At 46.2% G+C, this 17320-nt stretch carries 20 protein-coding genes and 1 pseudogene; 16 read left to right on the plus strand and 5 right to left on the minus strand.

Annotation, left to right across the window (positions count from 1 at the left end):
- Positions 1–817, plus strand: an 817-nt coding sequence (gene galU, locus CI957_RS07265) for a UTP--glucose-1-phosphate uridylyltransferase GalU (protein WP_128754571.1), incomplete at its 5' end; no start/stop codon positions are given.
- Between the two features lie 308 nt (positions 818–1125).
- On the opposite strand, the gene CI957_RS10890 is transcribed toward galU, so the two are convergent.
- Positions 1126–1419: a hypothetical protein gene (locus tag CI957_RS10890; protein ID WP_241645995.1), complete on the minus strand. Its 294-nt coding sequence runs from the start codon at positions 1417–1419 to the stop codon at positions 1126–1128.
- 137 nt (positions 1420–1556) lie between these two features.
- A complete protein-coding gene (locus tag CI957_RS07275) occupies positions 1557–2684 on the minus strand; it encodes a glycosyltransferase (RefSeq protein WP_128754572.1) in 1128 nt (375 codons plus the stop codon).
- Positions 2685–2829: 145 nt separating this feature from the next.
- Here CI957_RS07275 and CI957_RS07280 point away from each other — a divergent pair, with 145 nt between their 5' ends.
- The 10 genes and pseudogenes from CI957_RS07280 (at position 2830) to CI957_RS07330 (ending at position 10120) form a co-directional block, all read left to right on the plus strand.
- Positions 2830–5295, plus strand: coding sequence for an oligosaccharyl transferase, archaeosortase A system-associated (locus tag CI957_RS07280; protein ID WP_128754573.1), 2466 nt, complete (start codon positions 2830–2832; stop codon positions 5293–5295).
- Positions 5296–5387: 92 nt separating this feature from the next.
- Positions 5388–5693 (plus strand): nucleotidyltransferase family protein, encoded by a 306-nt coding sequence (locus CI957_RS07285; RefSeq protein WP_096712522.1) that lies wholly within the window; start codon positions 5388–5390, stop codon positions 5691–5693.
- 47 nt (positions 5694–5740) lie between these two features.
- A pseudogene (locus CI957_RS07290) lies at positions 5741–6037 on the plus strand (DUF86 domain-containing protein).
- 68 nt (positions 6038–6105) lie between these two features.
- Positions 6106–6300, plus strand: a complete 195-nt coding sequence (locus CI957_RS07295; RefSeq protein ID WP_096712524.1) for a YwbE family protein — start codon at positions 6106–6108, stop codon at positions 6298–6300.
- A gap of 59 nt (positions 6301–6359) precedes the next feature.
- On the plus strand, positions 6360–6593 hold the full coding sequence (locus tag CI957_RS07300) for a hypothetical protein (protein ID WP_096712525.1): 234 nt from the start codon (positions 6360–6362) through the stop codon (positions 6591–6593).
- Positions 6594–7072: 479 nt separating this feature from the next.
- The gene (locus CI957_RS07310) at positions 7073–7351 is read left to right on the plus strand and encodes a hypothetical protein (RefSeq protein WP_105460441.1); all 279 of its coding nucleotides are present in this window, start codon (positions 7073–7075) and stop codon (positions 7349–7351) included.
- Positions 7348–7704, plus strand: coding sequence for a hypothetical protein (locus CI957_RS07315; protein WP_105460442.1), 357 nt, complete (start codon positions 7348–7350; stop codon positions 7702–7704). The genes CI957_RS07310 and CI957_RS07315 overlap by 4 nt, the downstream gene beginning before the upstream one ends.
- An 85-nt stretch (positions 7705–7789) precedes the next feature.
- The gene (locus CI957_RS07320) at positions 7790–8275 is read left to right on the plus strand and encodes a 3-isopropylmalate dehydratase small subunit (protein WP_164909055.1); all 486 of its coding nucleotides are present in this window, start codon (positions 7790–7792) and stop codon (positions 8273–8275) included.
- A 4-nt stretch (positions 8276–8279) separates the two neighbouring features.
- Positions 8280–9128 carry a hypothetical protein gene (locus tag CI957_RS07325; protein WP_128754574.1) on the plus strand — a complete coding sequence of 283 codons (849 nt, stop codon included), beginning with the start codon at positions 8280–8282 and terminating at the stop codon, positions 9126–9128.
- The gene (locus CI957_RS07330) at positions 9125–10120 is read left to right on the plus strand and encodes an isocitrate/isopropylmalate dehydrogenase family protein (protein ID WP_128754575.1); all 996 of its coding nucleotides are present in this window, start codon (positions 9125–9127) and stop codon (positions 10118–10120) included. The genes CI957_RS07325 and CI957_RS07330 overlap by 4 nt, the downstream gene beginning before the upstream one ends.
- Here the strand turns inward: CI957_RS07330 and CI957_RS07335 are convergent.
- From CI957_RS07335 to CI957_RS07345, 3 genes are all read right to left on the minus strand, one after another.
- Positions 10065–10403 carry a hypothetical protein gene (locus CI957_RS07335; RefSeq protein ID WP_132130913.1) on the minus strand — a complete coding sequence of 113 codons (339 nt, stop codon included), beginning with the start codon at positions 10401–10403 and terminating at the stop codon, positions 10065–10067. The genes CI957_RS07330 and CI957_RS07335 overlap by 56 nt on opposite strands.
- 81 nt (positions 10404–10484) lie before the next feature.
- Positions 10485–11189, minus strand: coding sequence for a UMP kinase (gene pyrH / locus CI957_RS07340; RefSeq protein WP_128754577.1), 705 nt, complete (start codon positions 11187–11189; stop codon positions 10485–10487).
- A gap of 283 nt (positions 11190–11472) precedes the next feature.
- Complete coding sequence (locus CI957_RS07345; protein ID WP_096712530.1) at positions 11473–11649, minus strand: 4Fe-4S binding protein; 177 nt, start codon at positions 11647–11649, stop codon at positions 11473–11475.
- A gap of 222 nt (positions 11650–11871) precedes the next feature.
- Between CI957_RS07345 and CI957_RS07350 the strand changes: the two genes are divergently transcribed.
- Genes CI957_RS07350 through CI957_RS07370 form a run of 5 tightly spaced genes read left to right on the plus strand, consistent with a single transcriptional unit; the run spans position 11872 to position 17318 of the window.
- On the plus strand, positions 11872–12426 hold the full coding sequence (locus tag CI957_RS07350) for a type IV pilin (protein ID WP_128754578.1): 555 nt from the start codon (positions 11872–11874) through the stop codon (positions 12424–12426).
- Positions 12427–12482: 56 nt separating this feature from the next.
- On the plus strand, positions 12483–14684 hold the full coding sequence (locus CI957_RS07355) for an ATP-dependent DNA helicase (RefSeq protein ID WP_128754579.1): 2202 nt from the start codon (positions 12483–12485) through the stop codon (positions 14682–14684).
- 38 nt (positions 14685–14722) lie between these two features.
- Positions 14723–15682, plus strand: a complete 960-nt coding sequence (locus CI957_RS07360) for a beta-ribofuranosylaminobenzene 5'-phosphate synthase (protein ID WP_128754580.1) — start codon at positions 14723–14725, stop codon at positions 15680–15682.
- An 8-nt stretch (positions 15683–15690) separates the two neighbouring features.
- Positions 15691–16638 (plus strand): NOP5/NOP56 family protein, encoded by a 948-nt coding sequence (locus CI957_RS07365; RefSeq protein WP_241645999.1) that lies wholly within the window; start codon positions 15691–15693, stop codon positions 16636–16638.
- Entirely contained in the window at positions 16635–17318 is a 684-nt protein-coding gene (locus CI957_RS07370) for a fibrillarin-like rRNA/tRNA 2'-O-methyltransferase (RefSeq protein ID WP_128754581.1), read from the plus strand. The genes CI957_RS07365 and CI957_RS07370 overlap by 4 nt, the downstream gene beginning before the upstream one ends.
- Positions 17319–17320: the final 2 nt, after the last annotated feature.

The following is a 17320-nucleotide window of genomic DNA, read 5'->3' on the forward strand; positions in this document are numbered from 1 at the left end:
CCGTTTCCTGCCGGTTACAAAATCAATGCCCAAGGAAATGTTGCCGATAATTGACACTCCCGTGATCCATTATGTGGTGCAGGAAGCCATTGAATCCGGGATAGATGACATCATATTTGTAACCGGGCGCAACAAGCGGGCGATTGAGGATTATTTTGACGGCTGTCCTGAACTGGAGATGCATCTGCAGGCCCGGGGCAAGTATGATATGCTGGAAATGGTACAGGAGATCTCTTCCATGGTGGATATCCACTACATCCGCCAGAAAGAGCCCAATGGACTGGGGGATGCCATAATGACCGCTCGCAAGCATGTCAGCGGCGATCCTTTCGCAGTGCTGCTGGGCGATGATATCATTGTCAACGAGAAACCCTGCACCCGTCAGTTGATCGATGTCTTCCGCAAATATGGTCGCTCCACGATCGCGGTGGAGGAAGTGCCACAGGATAAGGTCAGCAGTTACGGGATAATAAGCGGCAGTCCTGTGGATGACCACCTGTATGCCCTGGATGATATCGTGGAAAAACCCTCTGTGGAGGAGGCTCCCTCCAATATCGGTGCCATCGGGCGTTACGTTTTCACTCCGGAGATATTCGATTGCATAGAGCAGACTTCCAAAGGCGTGGATGGCGAGCTCCAGCTGACCGACGGGATCCGGTTGCTCAATGATTCACAGAAGGTGTATGCGCACCAGTTTACCGGCCAGCGATATGATTCCGGCAATAAGGTGGAGTATGTGAAGGCTGTCCTGGATTTTGCCCTGAAGGATGAAGGGATGAGGGACGAGATTCTGGGGCATATGGAGAAGCTGGGCTGAAGCGGTTACTGATTTTATGGAATGTATTCCCTGCAGCAAATCAGGACCTTTGTGCTAAAAACCTCTTTTTCTCATTCCCTTTTTTGAAATCAACAGATCGGTTTCGGCAAGAAGTAGCAATCCAATGCAGACAATTGTGGATAATCAGGGGATACTGCCCACCAAATCCATCAGTTGAAGTGTGCCTGGACAATATGCTCGCATAAGTCCACACAATAACAAGGCCATAGGCAACATCCCTGTTTTTCAGCATTGTCACGGCTCCTATAAGAAAGCCAAGAATAATCACAATAGATGCCCATATGGGTTCAGGTAAACCAAACCCCCTGCCAGTTCAAACTGACAAGAAGAACAGTGGCGTTGGCAATGGAGGAAATTGAGAAGAGAATTCCTATTTTATTTAGTAATTTACCTCTGGCAGTATCCGTATTGTCCTGAAATACTCCAAGCTGATATAGTGTATATCCTGCCAGCAGCATATAGATGAGTCCCCAGATTGCAAAGGTCCAGCCTGCCGGGGCAAAGAGGTTGGGATAGAAATCCGATATCTGGCCGGTAGTGAGTTCATTGATCGGGAGAGCATTGGCCCAGTGAATTGACAATAATCATTGCCAAAAAAGTTACTGTGGTGATTATTTTGATCATCAATGTTGGCTGATTTTGTTCCATATTTCCCTTACCTTTGAAATATTTCTGCAAACTAATTGATGTAAATCAGGAGAGATATTTGTATCGCTGCTTATACTTTCTTCCTTTCAATCGCCTGCCAGACATGTACTCCCTTGGACATGTAGACAAGACTTATCAGCAGGTAGATCTGGTGCCAGATAAATGAAGATACAAGATTGGATTTCCATTGCCCTGAGAGCAGTGCCAGGCCAAACAGAACCCATATTCCGATGCCCCAGAAAATATTGATCCCACCCAGCACAACCGACCAGAGTATCACTGCCAGGAAAAATGAGGCAGGGGCTATGAAGAACATAATAAATCTCAGGGGCAGCACGAACATTCCGAATTTTCCATATTTTGGTGAGATCAGACCGAGATTGTGCAGAGTGGCTTCCTGCAATCGTGCCGAACGCCTGAGTTTCTGGCGGCGCTGCTGGCTCATGTCATTGGTGATATATTCAGAGAACCGGGCAGAGGATTCGTAAAGACAGTGGTAGCCATTGCGGATGATGCGCAACGCCATGCCTGCATCGGATGCTCCTTTTGTTTCGGGGATCGGAGAAAATGCTTTTTTCCTCAGCACAATGAGAGGTCCGTTGAAACAGTAGGTGGAATGCAGGCCGCTTTCCCAGGAACACATCTTCCCATAAACATCCCTGTAAGCCTTCTCGGAATGGGTGGTAAAGGAATCCCTGCGAGCGATGGGTTCCAGCTCCCCACAGACCGCTCCGATCTTCTCATCGCTGAGCAACCGGCCCAGGGCGTGGTTTACCGCATCAGGCTCAAAGGTGACATCTGCATCCGTTGTCACCACAAAATCGGTAGTTGCCTCTCCTACTCCCATGTTCACCGAGGCATTGGTACCGCTACGTTTTTCCTTCACGATCACTTCGCCGGATAGGTCATACTTTTTAAAAGCCTCTGCCGCCAGCCCTACCGTATTGTCTGTGGACTGGTCATCCACTACAATCACATGAATATTTTCTGCAGGATAATCCATTTCAACAAGGTTTTTGATGCGGTGTTCGATGACCTCGCTTTCATTGTAGGTGGGAATTACCACTGTGATCGGAGGCTGGGAATTAGGCGTGTGGATTTTTGAGTTGGGGGATCTAAGGATGGCCAGGATGTAAATAAGATATGTAATAACCGGGATGGCGGTGAATATTATTGCTGCGATGAGTAGGGAGTTCATTGGTCTGGATTAGGGTGTGAATGGGATATAATGTTTGGGATTATGAAGTAACTATTATTCCTGGTAACGTTTCTATAATCAAAACTCTTATATCACATCATAAATAAGTTGCACCACATATAAATTGAGCAAATCGAGTGGTCTTATGCGCAGTAAAGTTCCAAATCTAACACACGCCTTCATTGGCCTTTTACTCTTTATTGTTTTCTTAATAGCTTTTTATATCAGAACCGTCCCTGCAGAAAGCGTATTCATATCCGAGAACTTCGTGCGTTTCGGGGGGAATGATCCCTGGTATCACCTGAGAAATGTGGAATCCATTCTGCATAATTTCCCCTCGATGCTCTGGTTTGACGCCTATACCCAATACCCTCACGGCACAGATCAGGTCTTTGCCCCTCTCTTTGACATGGTGCTTGCCACATTGATCTGGATTATCGGTTTCGGCGATCCCTCCACTGAACTCACACAGACTATCTGTGCCTATTATCCATCTTTCCTCGGCTCCCTTGTTGTCATTCCCACATACTTTGTCGGCAAATGGGCCTTCAATGATCGCCGCATCGGACTGCTCGCAGCCTTTCTCATTGCACTGGCTCCGGGGCAGTTCCTCTCACGTGCTATAATTGGTTTTAACGATCACCACATCGCTGAGGCATTGCTCAGCACGGTTGTGGCAATGTTTTTGATTGCAGGATTGAGACGCAGTGAATCCAGTGATTTTACATTATCCCATCTCAGGGAGAATGGTTTTTCACAAATCCGCCCTATTCTTCCCTATTTCCTGCTTACAGGGTTTTTCCTGGGTGCCTACACTCTAGCCTGGAAAGGGGCCCTGTTCTTCAGTTTCATAATCGGTGTCTACATCACGGCTCAACACATTATTGACCACCTGCATGGGCGCTCCACGGAATATCTGGCCATCGGTGGAATGGCAATATTTATCGTGGCACTAGTAATGGTTCTGCTTACTCCTGCAATCGGAGGTACCAAAGAGCTGCAGATAAAGGCTCTTCTTGCTGGACTTGTTGCATTCCCTATACTTTCTATAATTTCGTATTATATGAGAGAAAAACAATTGAACCGTTATTATTATCCTCTATCCATTGCTGTTCTATTCGGTGGAGGCATTTTATTGGCCCGTGTGGTCTCCGAATCCGCTTACTCTCTGGTGACCAGTGTCTTCAGTTACTTCATGCGCACAGGCGGCGGCCTCACAATCGCAGAAGCCTCCCCTCTCCTCATGCGTGGCGGACAGTTTACCCTGCAACCTCTCTGGTACAACTTTGCCCTGGCAGGCATCCTCTCCTTCTTCGCCCTGGCAATCCTGGCCTATGTTGCCATCTATCGCCGCAACAACCGGGAGCAGACCTTCCTGATCGTCTGGTCTGTGATGATCATCTGGGCCATGCTGCAGCAGAACCGTTTCGCCTACTACTACTCGGTCAATGCAGCCATCCTTTCGGCTTATCTGGGAATCAAGGTGCTGGACCTGGCAGGCTGGAAAGATATCCGGAGTCCCTTTGCACAAGCGACATCCAGTATAAGCGACTGGCTCAAACAGATCAAACCGGTCCATGCCCTGGCATTGGTACTGGTGGTGCTGGTACTGGCCTATCCGTCCTATGACCTCTCCACACAGCAGAATCAGGGTACAGGCGGGCCCAATGGTTACTGGATCGAGGCCACGCAGTGGATGAAATACAATACACCGGATCCCGGTCTGGATTACTATGAAAGTTATGAGCAACCTCCTGAAGGTGAACTTTATCCCTATCCCGATGAAGCCTACGGTGTGATGTCCTGGTGGGACTACGGCCACTGGATAGAAGTGATCGGCCACAGGATTCCCAACGCCAATCCTTTCCAGCAGGGTATCGGTGGCAGGCGCAACAGTATGGATGAAGAGAACAGACCAGGTGCATCCACCTTCTTTACCGCCCCCTCTGAAGCAGAGGCTACAGCAGTACTGGAAGCCGTCCATCCCGACCCTGAAAAGGCAGGGGCACGTTACGTGGTCTCCGATGTGGCGATGGCCACCGGCAAATTTTATGCCATGGCTGCCTGGACTCTGGATACCGATAATTACTATGTACAGGCCCAGACCGCCCAGGGTACCCAGACTGTTCCCGGAGAACGTTACTTCAACACCATGGAAGCCCGGCTGCACATCTTTGACGGGAATGGTCTTGAGCAGTACCGCATGGTGCATGAGACCCCTGCTGCCAATACCGCTGAAACTGGCTTCAAACAGGTCTACAATGTCCTCTTTGGTGGTAATCTCGAAATGGTGAATACTGGTTATGTGAAGATATTCGAATATGTGGACGGTGCCACTATCACAGGACAGGCACCTGCAGGTGAAAAGGTAACCATCACAAATACCATCCGCACCACCACCGGTCGGACCTTTGAGTATTCCCGGTCCACCACAGCCACGAATGGCACCTATGAATTCGTGGTGCCCTACTCGACGGAAGGCCCAATGACAGGCCAGACGCAATTCGATACCGCACCCACAGGTTCCTACAAGGTTTCCTTCGGGAATACCACCGAATCCGTACGGGTAAGCGAATCGGCTGTTTTGAATGGTGGAGAAATAGAGGTCTAAGGCCTCTATTCTCCATTTTCTGATTTTTTAATTTCTTTTTTTTTTGTTGTCGATATCAATTAATATAATTAAAACAAAACAATCAGGTACCTATGGTCTCACAAAACAATGCAATTGATACTTACAAAAAGCACCTCCATAAAATGCTGCCGGAGTTAAAGGAAAAATATAATGTTCGCTCTCTTGCCATATTCGGCTCTTATGTCAGGGGAGAACAAACAAGTAGTAGTGACCTTGATATACTGGTAGAATTCAGCGAAACCCCGGGATTGCTCGAGTTCATTGAACTTGAAAACTATCTTTCTGATACTTTAGGAATTAAAGTTGATCTTGTGCACAAAAAGGCTTTAAAGCCAAATATCGGGAAAAATATACTGAATGAGGCCACACCGGTATGAAGAATGAACGTCAAACTACTGATTATTTCAAAGATATTCTCTACGCTATGGATAAAGTGGGTGAATTTACAGGTGATTTGACCTATTGGCAGTTCATTGAAGATGAAAAGACCCAGTTTGCTGTAATCAGAGCAATTGAGGTCATAGGTGAGGCAACAAAAAACATTCCAGAATCAATTAAAACCGAATATCCTTCTATTCCATGAAGAAATATAGCAGGAATGCGTGATAAAATGATACATGCCTATTTTGGAATTGATATGGATATTCTCTGGAAAACAGCTACTGAAGAAATCCCTCAAATAGAGCCTCAAATAATGCAGATTCTCCACAAAATAGAATAACCTACTCTAATTGCCACTTTTTTCCATCAATAAACACCCTTATATGCCTACAGGCTCACCTTCAGACCATGAATGCAGGCACTAACAGAAAGAATATCAAGCCAGGGTTAAACGTAGGAATCGTTCTAAAGCAGGATCAGAAGAGTGGTAAAATAACCAGAGGTATTGTCAAAAGAATTCTCACCAAATCTTCATCCCATCCCCACGGCATAAAAGTACAACTGGAAGATGGCAGTGTCGGAAGGGTCAAGGAAATTTATTGATACTGGCTCATTTAGTCCGATTTCTCATCACGTTTAATTTATATAGTATACTCAAGTATATGACAACAACTACAATTAAAGTGGATTCTGAAGTAAAAAACAATCTTGATAACCTGAAACTGTTTCCCAGGGAGTCATATAATGAGGTTCTTTCCAGACTTGTTGGGATGGCTTATGATGAGGAGCCTTTGAGTGAAGATACTCTTAAAAGAGTTGAAGAAGCTCTTCACGATCTCAAGGAAGGAAAATATTACACACAGGAAGAAATAGAAGCTGAACTGGAGCTTCGCTAATGTATACTATCCTGTATTCGCCGGGTGCAAGAAAAGATTTACAGAAATTACCTGTTAATATGGCAAAAAGGGTAGTTGCTGCCATTAAGGAAATATAGGTAAATCCCAAAGTTTATGTAAAAAAACTCAAAGGTTCCCCGAAATCTCCTTTATACTCACTAAGAATAGGGGAATACAGGGTAATTTTGAGTATTAATGGTGACAAGCTGATTGTTTTTGTGATGGAAAAAAGCGACTGAAGCAAATACTCAACTACCTCCTCAAATATGCAGATTTTCCATGACTCGGAATAATCTTATATGGTCTTTACTTTTGTTGTATTTTTGATCTAATACAACAAAGCCAGGAATTCTTTTATTAATTTTGACTGTCAACGTTGGATTAAAGCAGCAAAAGTGCTATATAGTTATGGTTGCGTATTTATTAATTATCAATTGATATCAATTGGGTATTGGATAATAAGAAGGGGAAGATTACTTATGAACACGACAGCACCGTTAAATAAACAAAGCCGTTCACCGACTTTGAATACCATCAAAATGGTAGAAGAAACCCTCCGGAATATGGATGAAAGCATAATATCTGTTGCCGAATTGAAAAGGAAATTGCCCAAACAGGTCAATCATAATACACTCACGACCATTCTGGAATATCTGGAAGAAAGTGATAAGATTGCAGTGACCATCAAAGGTATTACCTGGATACACAATGATCACCCCGGGCTCAACAAAGCGATATCTCGAGGCATTGAGCTATGAAAGAGGTTCGGATAGTCCTGATCGACAACGCGGCTGATAGTTATCATTGGCTGCAAGAGAAGGCATCCGACTCCAAAGTTGAAATGGCTATTGTGAAAGCAATCCGAAACAAAACCGATATTCTCAAGAGGGATGTACATTATGGGCAACCCATAAGTAAAAAACTTATTCCTGATACATATCTCAAAAATTATGGCATAACGAATCTATTCCGGCTGGAATTACCTCATTTTTGGAGATTACTATATACACTAAAAAAAGATCCAGACAGCAGTAATTCTATTCTTGTGATGATAGTAGACATTGTTGATCATGCCGCCTATGACAAATTGTTTGGCTATCAGAAGAAATAAGGCGCACATTGCATACAACTACAATCATGCATAATTCGCTATCTACAAATAAGAGATAAGAGGTATCCCTAAGCAGGTGAGAGGATTGGACAAAGTGATTAAAGGTAAAGCATGGATCTTCGGTGACGATGTGGACACCGATGTAATCATCCCGGGTAAATACCTGCGCACCACCGATATGCAGGTCTTTGCCGATCATGCCATGGAAGGCATCGACCCCGAATTTTCAAACAAAGTATCTCCCGGTGACATTATTGTCGGCGGCAACAATTTTGGCTGTGGCTCTTCCAGAGAACAGGCTCCCCTGGCGCTCAAACATGCAGGTGTGGGCTGTGTGGTTGCTAAATCCTTCGGACGTATCTTTTTCCGTAATTCCATCAATGTAGGTCTGCCATTGATCGAGGCAGATGTGGAATGTGGGGAAGGCGATGAATTGGAAATTAATCTCTCTGAAGGCACTGTGAAAGTGGCAGACAGAATTTACAGGGGCCAGCAGATCCCCGATTTCCTGCTGGAAATACTGAGTGACGGCGGGCTTGTCGAGCATCGCAGAAAACAGCAGCAGGGCTAAATCCATGATATTCCCTCAAGAATACAAACATGTGGGTGTAACCCATATCCATCCAGATGAGGATTCAAAAGAGCCCATTTATTTTCTGACCCACTACATGCTTGTGGAGAAATGTAATGGGAACAAATGGCTCTATCAGGTGGAACACAGCGGTGAAGGCCTGTTACGTAAAGCCGAATCCGTGGAAATGCTGGCAAAACCGGAAAATATTGTAAGTTTCCCGGAGAAACTCAATATCAAGGACCGCTCCCTCCTGATTCAAAAGGCTGCAGAATTGTGTAAAAACGGTATAACCACGGTCATCTTTACGGGAATCGACAATCATGTGACCTTTGTCCATGAACCCGACCCTTCAGCAATTCTGGAACTTGAAATCCTGGATATCGCTCCTCCTCACCCTTCCTGGCTGACCGATGTCGTGCGCCGGCTGGAAACTTCGGGCATCTTCGGCGACCTCACAATCACGTTCAAAGAAAACACGATCGATCTGACCCGCTTCAGTGGTCCGGATACGGTCTTCCCCTGTTCTTCCTCTGGCCTTGAAGGCAAATGTCTGGATAATGATGTGATCGAAAAATCCGGCTCTTTACTTGTGGGTTGCGAAATTTCCCGCTCTCTTTTCGAATCCTGCTTCCCGGGGCTGAAATATGATTTTATTAGTCTCTGCCCCTTCACCAGTGATATTGTCAGACCCACAGGGCCCTTCATCGCCCGCTGTTGCAGGGCTGAGAATGCCGGGCAGGTTACAATCAATGGTTATCCCGGGGCAACCGTGCACTGGGGTGCTTCCGAATTTGATGTGGCAAACATGATCAGGGAACTTGTGGACAGGCTAAGGAAGGATTACGCATGAAACTGGCTGTAATTGAAGGGGATGGTGTGGGCAAAGAGGTAATTCCTGCGGCCTTGCAGGTGCTGGATTGCTTCGATCTGCCTATAGAAAAAATCCCTCTGGAACTGGGGCTTGGCAAATGGGAAAAGACCGGTCAGGCGATCACGGCTGCAGATCTTGAAATCCTGAAAGATTGTGACTGTATTCTGTTCGGGGCGGTTACAACTCCGGCAGATCCCAATTACAAAAGTGTACTGCTGACCATCCGCCGGGAACTGGACCTCTACGCCAATATAAGGCCCTTAAAACCCATAAAGGGAATTAAAGGTGCCACAGGCAACACTGATTTTGATATTCTGGTGGTGCGGGAAAACACCGAAGGATTGTATTCTTCCATCGAGCAAGTGGGCGAGAATGAAGCCTGGAGCAAGCGTATAATCACCCGCCGGGCTTCTGAACGCATTGCACAGGTGGCCTGTGAATATGCCGCCAAACGAGCCAATCATCTGACCATTGTCCATAAATCCAATGTGATCAAGGCGGATTCCCTGTTCCTCAATACCTGCAGGGATGTTGCCCAAGTCCACAACGTAATTCACGACGCCATGCTCGTAGACGCCATGGCCTATGATATGGTGCGTTCTCCCGAAAAATATGATGTGGTTGTGGCTCCCAATCTGTACGGGGATATCCTCAGTGATCTCGGCGGGGCGCTTGTGGGAAGTCTGGGTCTACTGCCCAGTGCCAACATTGGAGAAAAACAGGCCTTTTTTGAACCGGTACACGGCAGTGCTCCCGATATTGCAGGCAGAGGTGTGGCCAATCCGATTGCAGCCATACTTTCAGTGGCCATGCTGCTGGACTGGCTGAATAGGCCTGAACAGGCCCGCATTGTCAGGGAAGCGGTGGAGACTTCTGTTAATGAAAATATAAAGACTGCTGATCTGGGTGGCAACTCTACAACGGCAGAAGTAACAGAATTTCTGGTGTACTACGTACAATCCAATTCCTGATTTTCAGGTCACGGCCAGCAGGGAGGCAATTCCCTTTCCTGTTAACCACGGCACTTCCTCCGCCAATCCACATCATAATCACAAAATCAGTAGCTCCGACCAGAGGATGTCCTCCATCCACAACCCGGATCATCAGAGCAGATATAAGGGCATGGACCGCTATGATAAGAAGGACCAGGAGGGAAAGGGTCTCCAGGCTTCCCACATCCGTATACAGGATCATCCCGATACCGGTATCAACGCCATCAGGTGATGGCATGGATGAAGTGAACATGTCCTGCATAAGTTGACTTGAGGTAGAGAATAGTTTTCTACAGAGCCCGTAAAATACTATTATTTATAAATAATCCAGCAAATTGGCCAATCAGCTCTTGATCCGTGTGCCCACACGTTCTCCTTCGACAGGTTCACTCTTTATTTTTTCCTGCATTACGACTTTGTAAATATCCCCTTCACTGGAACCATCCATAACAATTGTTTCAATATTGCATCTCTCGATAATCTTTGCAGCCAGGGGGTCGACAGGGGATTTTGAACCGGCTTTCATTTCGGTGGACATTACCACATCAAGCAGTTCTCTTGGAGTCATTACATCAAATTTTATAGCATCAGGGGATGTTGTCGGGTCTTTTGAATATACGCCATCCACAGAAGTTGCAATCACCATCAACTCAGCTCCCAGATACTCGGCAAGTACAGCGGATACCGTATCGGTGGTCTGTCCCGGGATTACGCCTCCCATTACAATGATTTTGCCGGAGGACAGGGCAAGTTCTGCATCCCTGTAACTCTGAGGTGGTTCTGGATATGCATTTTTCCCCAGGGCAGCTATCAGGAGTTGTGCGTTGAGGCGGGTTACATCAATCCCTATGAAATCACAGGTCACTTCATTCGCCCCTATCTGCCTGGCAGTTTCTATATACTGGCGGGCTGCAACACCTCCGCCTGTTATGACTACAATGGAATGCTCTTGAGAAAGCTCTTCCAGCATACTTGCATACTTTTTGAATCTTTCTGGATTTAGGTCTCTGGCAAGGACGGACCCGCCTATGGATATTACGAATAACATGAATGCTCCTCCGGATATTGTGCATGAGAATTTATAGTTATACTGGATGCAAAATAGGGATGAGAAAAAAATACAGCCGTTTTGTAGAAAAAAGATGTTATTTGAGGCTGCATTTTTCTACCTTTATAAATGGTATGCCTGATACAATCGCTCTATGTCCAATTCCGTGACATCCGAAGAATAGGAAGTAGTTCTGTAATTCCTGATTACGCAATAGATTCCCTCTTCAGACATAGGATTTACCCGGCAAAGTTGTTCAAAAAAGTAAGGGAAAATGGACTAATTATTCCATTGTGATTGCTTCGGTTGGACAGACGTCCACGCATGCACCACAGTCCACACACTCTTCAGCGTCTACGACTGCAATGTTTTCATCGTTCATTGAGATTGCTTCAGATGGACATTCGTCCACACATGTTCCGCAACCTATACATTCGTCAACATTGATTATTGCTACCATATATATCGTCTCTCCTGTTGATTTTAACGTCTTAATAGACTTCATCCTATCATTAAATAACTAAAATAAAAAGTTATCGATTAGGATTTATAGCATCTGATTTCATTCTTACTTCGTATGAGTACGGAATGATTGCAGAATCTTTTAAATTTAACAGACATATTTATTTTGGAGTAATATAATGATATTGTAAACACACTCTCAATTTGGATATATGATACAATGAAAGATGAAAAAGCAATTTCTCCTGTTGTCGGCATCATGTTAATGATTGCCATAACCATTGTTCTTGGAGTCACTCTGATCTTCTTTGCCACAGCCTTTGAAATGCAGGAGCCTGCACCTTTTGTGGCTCATTCAAGCGGGGAACTGGTACGCAAAGGGTGTGCAGATGAGACTTTTGAAGATCAAAGAGTATATTTGTATCATGAAGGCGGAGAAGCAATTGACGTCTGTAATATTGAAATTGTTGTATCATTTGATAAGAATGATAAAGTGGGAACACTCCATAATTTTCCTATAGAAGGAGATGATCCCAATCCAACTTCCGAATATGTAAGTGGTGATGATGTATTCGATAATAGTCATAACTCAATAGAAGGGTCTATTGGAACGGGAGATGTTGATGATGATGGCATGTGGTCCACAGGGGAATATGTGATGTTCAGAATTCCCAGTACTGAAGTTTATCTTAATTCTGGAGATGCAGTTTATGTAAAAATCATACATACGCCCACCAACACAGTAATCATAGAAGAAACCCTGACCGCTTCCTGACACACATTAACTTCCAATCCAATATCTTTTTAATAGGAGGAGCTTTAGGGAAAGCCATGAGCACCCCTGACAATTATATCCAGTATTTCCCCCTGGAGCAATGTTATCCCAACCAGAAGGACGCAATGGAGAAAATTCACCGCTCCCTGCTGGAAGAAAATCTGGTGCTTTTTGAGGGAGCCTGCGGGACCGGGAAGACCCTGAGTGCTCTGGTTCCCTCGCTGCATGTGGGAAAACAATTGGGCAAAACCGTGTTCATTGCCACAAATGTCCATCAACAGATGTTACAGTTCATAGATGAAGCCCGCCAGATTAAACGTACCCATGACATCAAGGTCCTTGTTTTCAAGGGTAAGATGGGCATGTGTCCCCTGAAACAGGGATATGATGAATGCGAGGCCAAACGGGATAATACCTACGATCTCATGGAGATCGAAAAGGAAATAAATCTCAAAAAACAGGAATCGAAGGCTGCCTGGGACGAGTATAAATCCTCGGGCGAAGCGGCGCATGCTTCTCTGAGGGATGCTGTCGATGAGGAGCGGGAAAAACTTGAGGAAAAAGCTAGTTCCCTGAGAAAACGTTCATGCGACCCCCTGTATGAGGTTTTAAGGGCAGAGGATGAAAAATTCCAGAAGTGGCTTTTCCAGGATGTACGCGATCCCGAAGAAGTCAATGATTACGCCGCTGAGAACGGCATGTGTGGTTATGAACTTCTCAAGCGGGAATTGAAAAATGCCGACCTTGTCATAGCCAATTTTCATCATATCCTCAATGATAAGATATTTTCCACAATGCTGCGCTGGATGGACAAAGAACCCGAAGACATCATTGCGATATTTGATGAAGCCCATAATATAGAAAACGCTGCCAGATCTCATTCATCCATTACTTTGACCGAACATGCCATTGAAAGTGCCCTGGCTGAACTCAATGCCAATGAAAAAAGTCATCTTTTCACCTCCATGCCGGTTGAGGATGTGGAAGCCGTGCTCTCCATTCTCCTGGAAGTGGTCAGGGATACCTATGATAACCGTTTTAAGTTTGGGGAACGCCAGCGGGTGGGGCGCAACTGGTACGATATACGCATAAGTGACCCCTATGAAAGAAATGATGTGGTATATGCCCGTTTTATGAGGCGGATGAAAGAGACCGGTTATGGGGAGGAAAAACAGGTACAGGAATTGCTAGGGATTGCTGCTGAAGTGGGAGGTTTACTGGATAATGCCTATCATGAACAATACAAACAGGGCCAGACTCCGATCCTGAAAAGATCCCACTTAAAACCCACAGCAGAATTTTTCTCCCAGTATCTCAAACTCTGCAACAATGAGAATTATTATCCGGTACTCAATGTCCGCCGGGATCAGGGCGGGGAGATATACGGTCGGCTGGAACTATTCACCTGTATCCCGAAAAACGTTACAGGTCCGCTGCTGGATTCAATCTATTCGGCAATCCTGATGTCTGCAACCCTGCGTCCCTTTGATATGATCAAAAGCACCCTGGGAATCACACGGCAGACATGCGATCTGGCCTATGGTCTGACATTTCCTGAAGAACGCAGATTGACCCTCGCAGTATCCGTGCCTCCTCAGTATTCGCGTATAAGGGACGACCCCCAGAACCTCCAGATATTAGAACAGGTGCTACAGGACACGATTGAAAATGCCGGGGGCAATGTGATTATCTTTTTCCCGAATGCATTTGAGGCAAAACGCTATTTCCATAAATTCGATGGTGTGCTTGATGTCGAACTGTTCCTTGATGAAACCGGGGTATCTGCCCAGGATATACGCAAACAATTCTTCCAGATAGGAGAGCAGGGAGGCAAAGCTGTCCTTTTCACATATCTCTGGGGTACCCTCAGTGAAGGAGTGGATTACAGGAATGGCCGGGGTCGGGTTGTTGTGGTGGTCGGTGTAGGTTATTCGGCCCTGAATGACAGGATGCATGCGGTGGAATCTGCCTATGATCATGAATTCGGTTATGGTGCCGGCTGGGAGTATGCTGTACAGGTCCCCACGATACGCAAGATCAGACAGGCCATGGGCAGAGTGGTACGTTCGCCGACCGATTATGGTGTCAGGATACTGCTGGATGGCAGGTTCATGACGGATTCGGTTAAAAGACTGGGAAAATATTCGGTATACCCCTCATTTCCCGAAGATGAGAGAAAGGAATTCCTTGATGTGGAACCCGGCAAAGTGAAATATTCCCTGCTCAATTTCTTTTCGGACATGGAAGAGTTGTCCTGACACATATATATATGATTGTGAATTAGTTCCAAGGTACTATGATCGAGATCACATCCCCTTCAAGGCTGCACCTCTCTCTGATTGACCTCAATGCTTCCCTGGGCCGGGTTGATGGGGGAGTGGGGGTTAGTCTGCAGTATCCCCACATTCATCTTACTGCTGAAAAAAGTGATCAGGTGGAGATTACCGGCAGTTCATTACTGTACGACAAAGTGCAAGCTGCGATTTCTGCCCTGCTGCCTGAAGGAGAAGGAATCAGTATCTATCTTGATGAGGACATGCCTGCCCATGTAGGCCTGGGTTCGGGCACACAGGTGGCTTTGTGTACTGCGGCTGCGATCAACGAGCTTTTCGAACTGGGCCTTTCGGTCAGACATCTGGCCCAAAAAGTGGGCCGGGGTGGTACTTCCGGAATTGGTGTGGCGGCTTTTGAGGAAGGCGGTTTCCTTGTGGATTGTGGACATCGTTTTTCTGATAAAGGTGCTTTTTCTCCCTCCTCTGCCAGTCCGGCCCCTCCCGCTCCGGTAGTTTTCAGACATGACTTTCCGGACTGGCCCATAGTGCTGGCTCTTCCTGACAGGCAGGGAGCGCATGATGCACAGGAAGTGGATATTTTCAGGCAGGTCTGTCCTGTTCCCCTGGAGGATGTACAGACGATCTCCCACATCGTATTGATGCAAATGATTCCGGCAGTTATTGAAAAAGATATTGAGAACTTCGGCAGTGCACTTGATAGTCTGCAGACACTGGGATTCAAAAAGCAAGAGATCTCTCTGCAGAGCCAGCAGGTGCAAGACGTAATTGAACAGATGAGAATGGCCGGTACCCATGGTGTCGGGATGAGTTCCTTTGGGCCTGCAATATGTGGTTTTGTTGAAAATGAAAATCAGGGGAAACGTATTGTCCGACAAATGCAAAAATTCCTGGATGAGAATATAGGAGGCAAGGTTTTGCTTACAACTCCCAATAACACCGGTGCGGATATCAGGATGGATTAACCTTGAATGTGAAAACCTGGTTTGCAGATATTGAAATCAATGAAGATGGAAATGTGGCTGAGTGCAGTCCCTGTACGCAGGATGTGCAGCAGCTGGCAGAAAGATTGCTTGTCTTTCAGACAGATCCCCAACAAATCCCGCCGGCAGGTTTTGATCCCGTTCAAAATGCCATTGAATGCGGATTCGCAGCAGGGGAAACTGAATATTATTCCCTGTTGCAGCAAACCTGTATTGCAGCCACGCGGCTTAAGATAAAGAACTCCTATTCTCCGGATTTGCGAATAATCCATGCCGTGGAAGCACTGGATGATATTGACGAGGCGGCCAACCTGCTGGCTGAGAGATTGGGCATATGGTACGGCGAGCATTTTCCCGAAGCAGGCATGCTTACCGAAAACCTGGCCAAGTTCGTAGCTGAAAACGGGCTCAGGCAGGACCTGCCGCAGGATTCGCAGTTCCATGAGACTGCCCGCTCGTCTGTGGGTATGGAAATGGATGCAGAGGACGGAACTATCATAAAGGCTTTTGCAGCGGATCTCACTTCTCTGTATGAGAGGCGTCATGTGATAGAAGCCTATATTCACAAAAACATGGAACAACTCGCTCCCAATCTGGAGGAGGTTGCAGGAGCCAATCTGGGTGCTCGATTGATCAGTATGGCCGGCGGATTGCAATCTCTCTCCCGGATGCCGTCAAGCACCATTCAGGTAATGGGTGCAAACCAGGCTTTATTCAAACATCTCAGGGGCAAGGCTACTTCTCCCAAACACGGTATTATTTTCAATCATCCTTTAATCAAGAATTCCCATCCGAAAATCCGGGGCAAAATGGCCCGTGCTCTTGCTTCAAGCCTGAGTATTGCAAGCAGGGTGGATGCTTTTTCCGGCCAGCTGAATCCTGCAATTAAAGAAAAACTGGATCGTAAGGTCCGATCCATCAGGGAGGGGAATAAATGAAGGCCAAAACCTTCCATGAAAACATTTTCACGCTACAGCAGGGCAAGAAAAGGTTCCTTGCTACCAGAAATCTTTCTCCCGGACTTGAAGTGTACGGGGAACACCTGGTGCAGGTTGAACAGGCAGAGTACCGTGTCTGGGAGCCCAAAAGAAGTAAACTTGCGGCAATGCTGCTCAAAAAACTTCCCTCGCCCTTTACAAACACATCGAAGGTGCTTTACCTGGGCTCGGCTACAGGTACCACTGTCAGTCATGTTTCGGATATTGTGCAGCAGGGAGTGGTCTATGCAGTGGAATTCTCACCCCGTACAATGCGGGACATGTTACCTATCTGCGAAGAAAGGCCAAATATAATCCCTCTGCTTGCCGATGCTTCCAAACCCGGGTCCTATGCAAATGTTGTGGAGCCTGTTGATGTGGTCTTTCAGGATGTGGCCCAGCCGGACCAGGCATCCATTGCCCTGTCCAATGTGCAGCACTTCCTCAAACCCGGCGGTTACCTGTTGATGAGCATCAAGGCCCGGAGTGTGGATTCCACTGCAAAACCTGATACGGTTTTTAAACAGCAGCTCAAAACATTACTGGAGCAAGATAATTCAAAATTGGAACTTGTCAAGAAACAGAAACTTGCACCGTTGCATATCGATCATCTCGGCGTAGTTGCAAGAAAAACTGAATGAGG

This window comes from Methanohalophilus sp. WG1-DM (genome assembly GCF_004104135.1).
GTDB classification, from domain to species: Archaea; Halobacteriota; Methanosarcinia; order Methanosarcinales; family Methanosarcinaceae; genus Methanohalophilus; species Methanohalophilus euhalobius.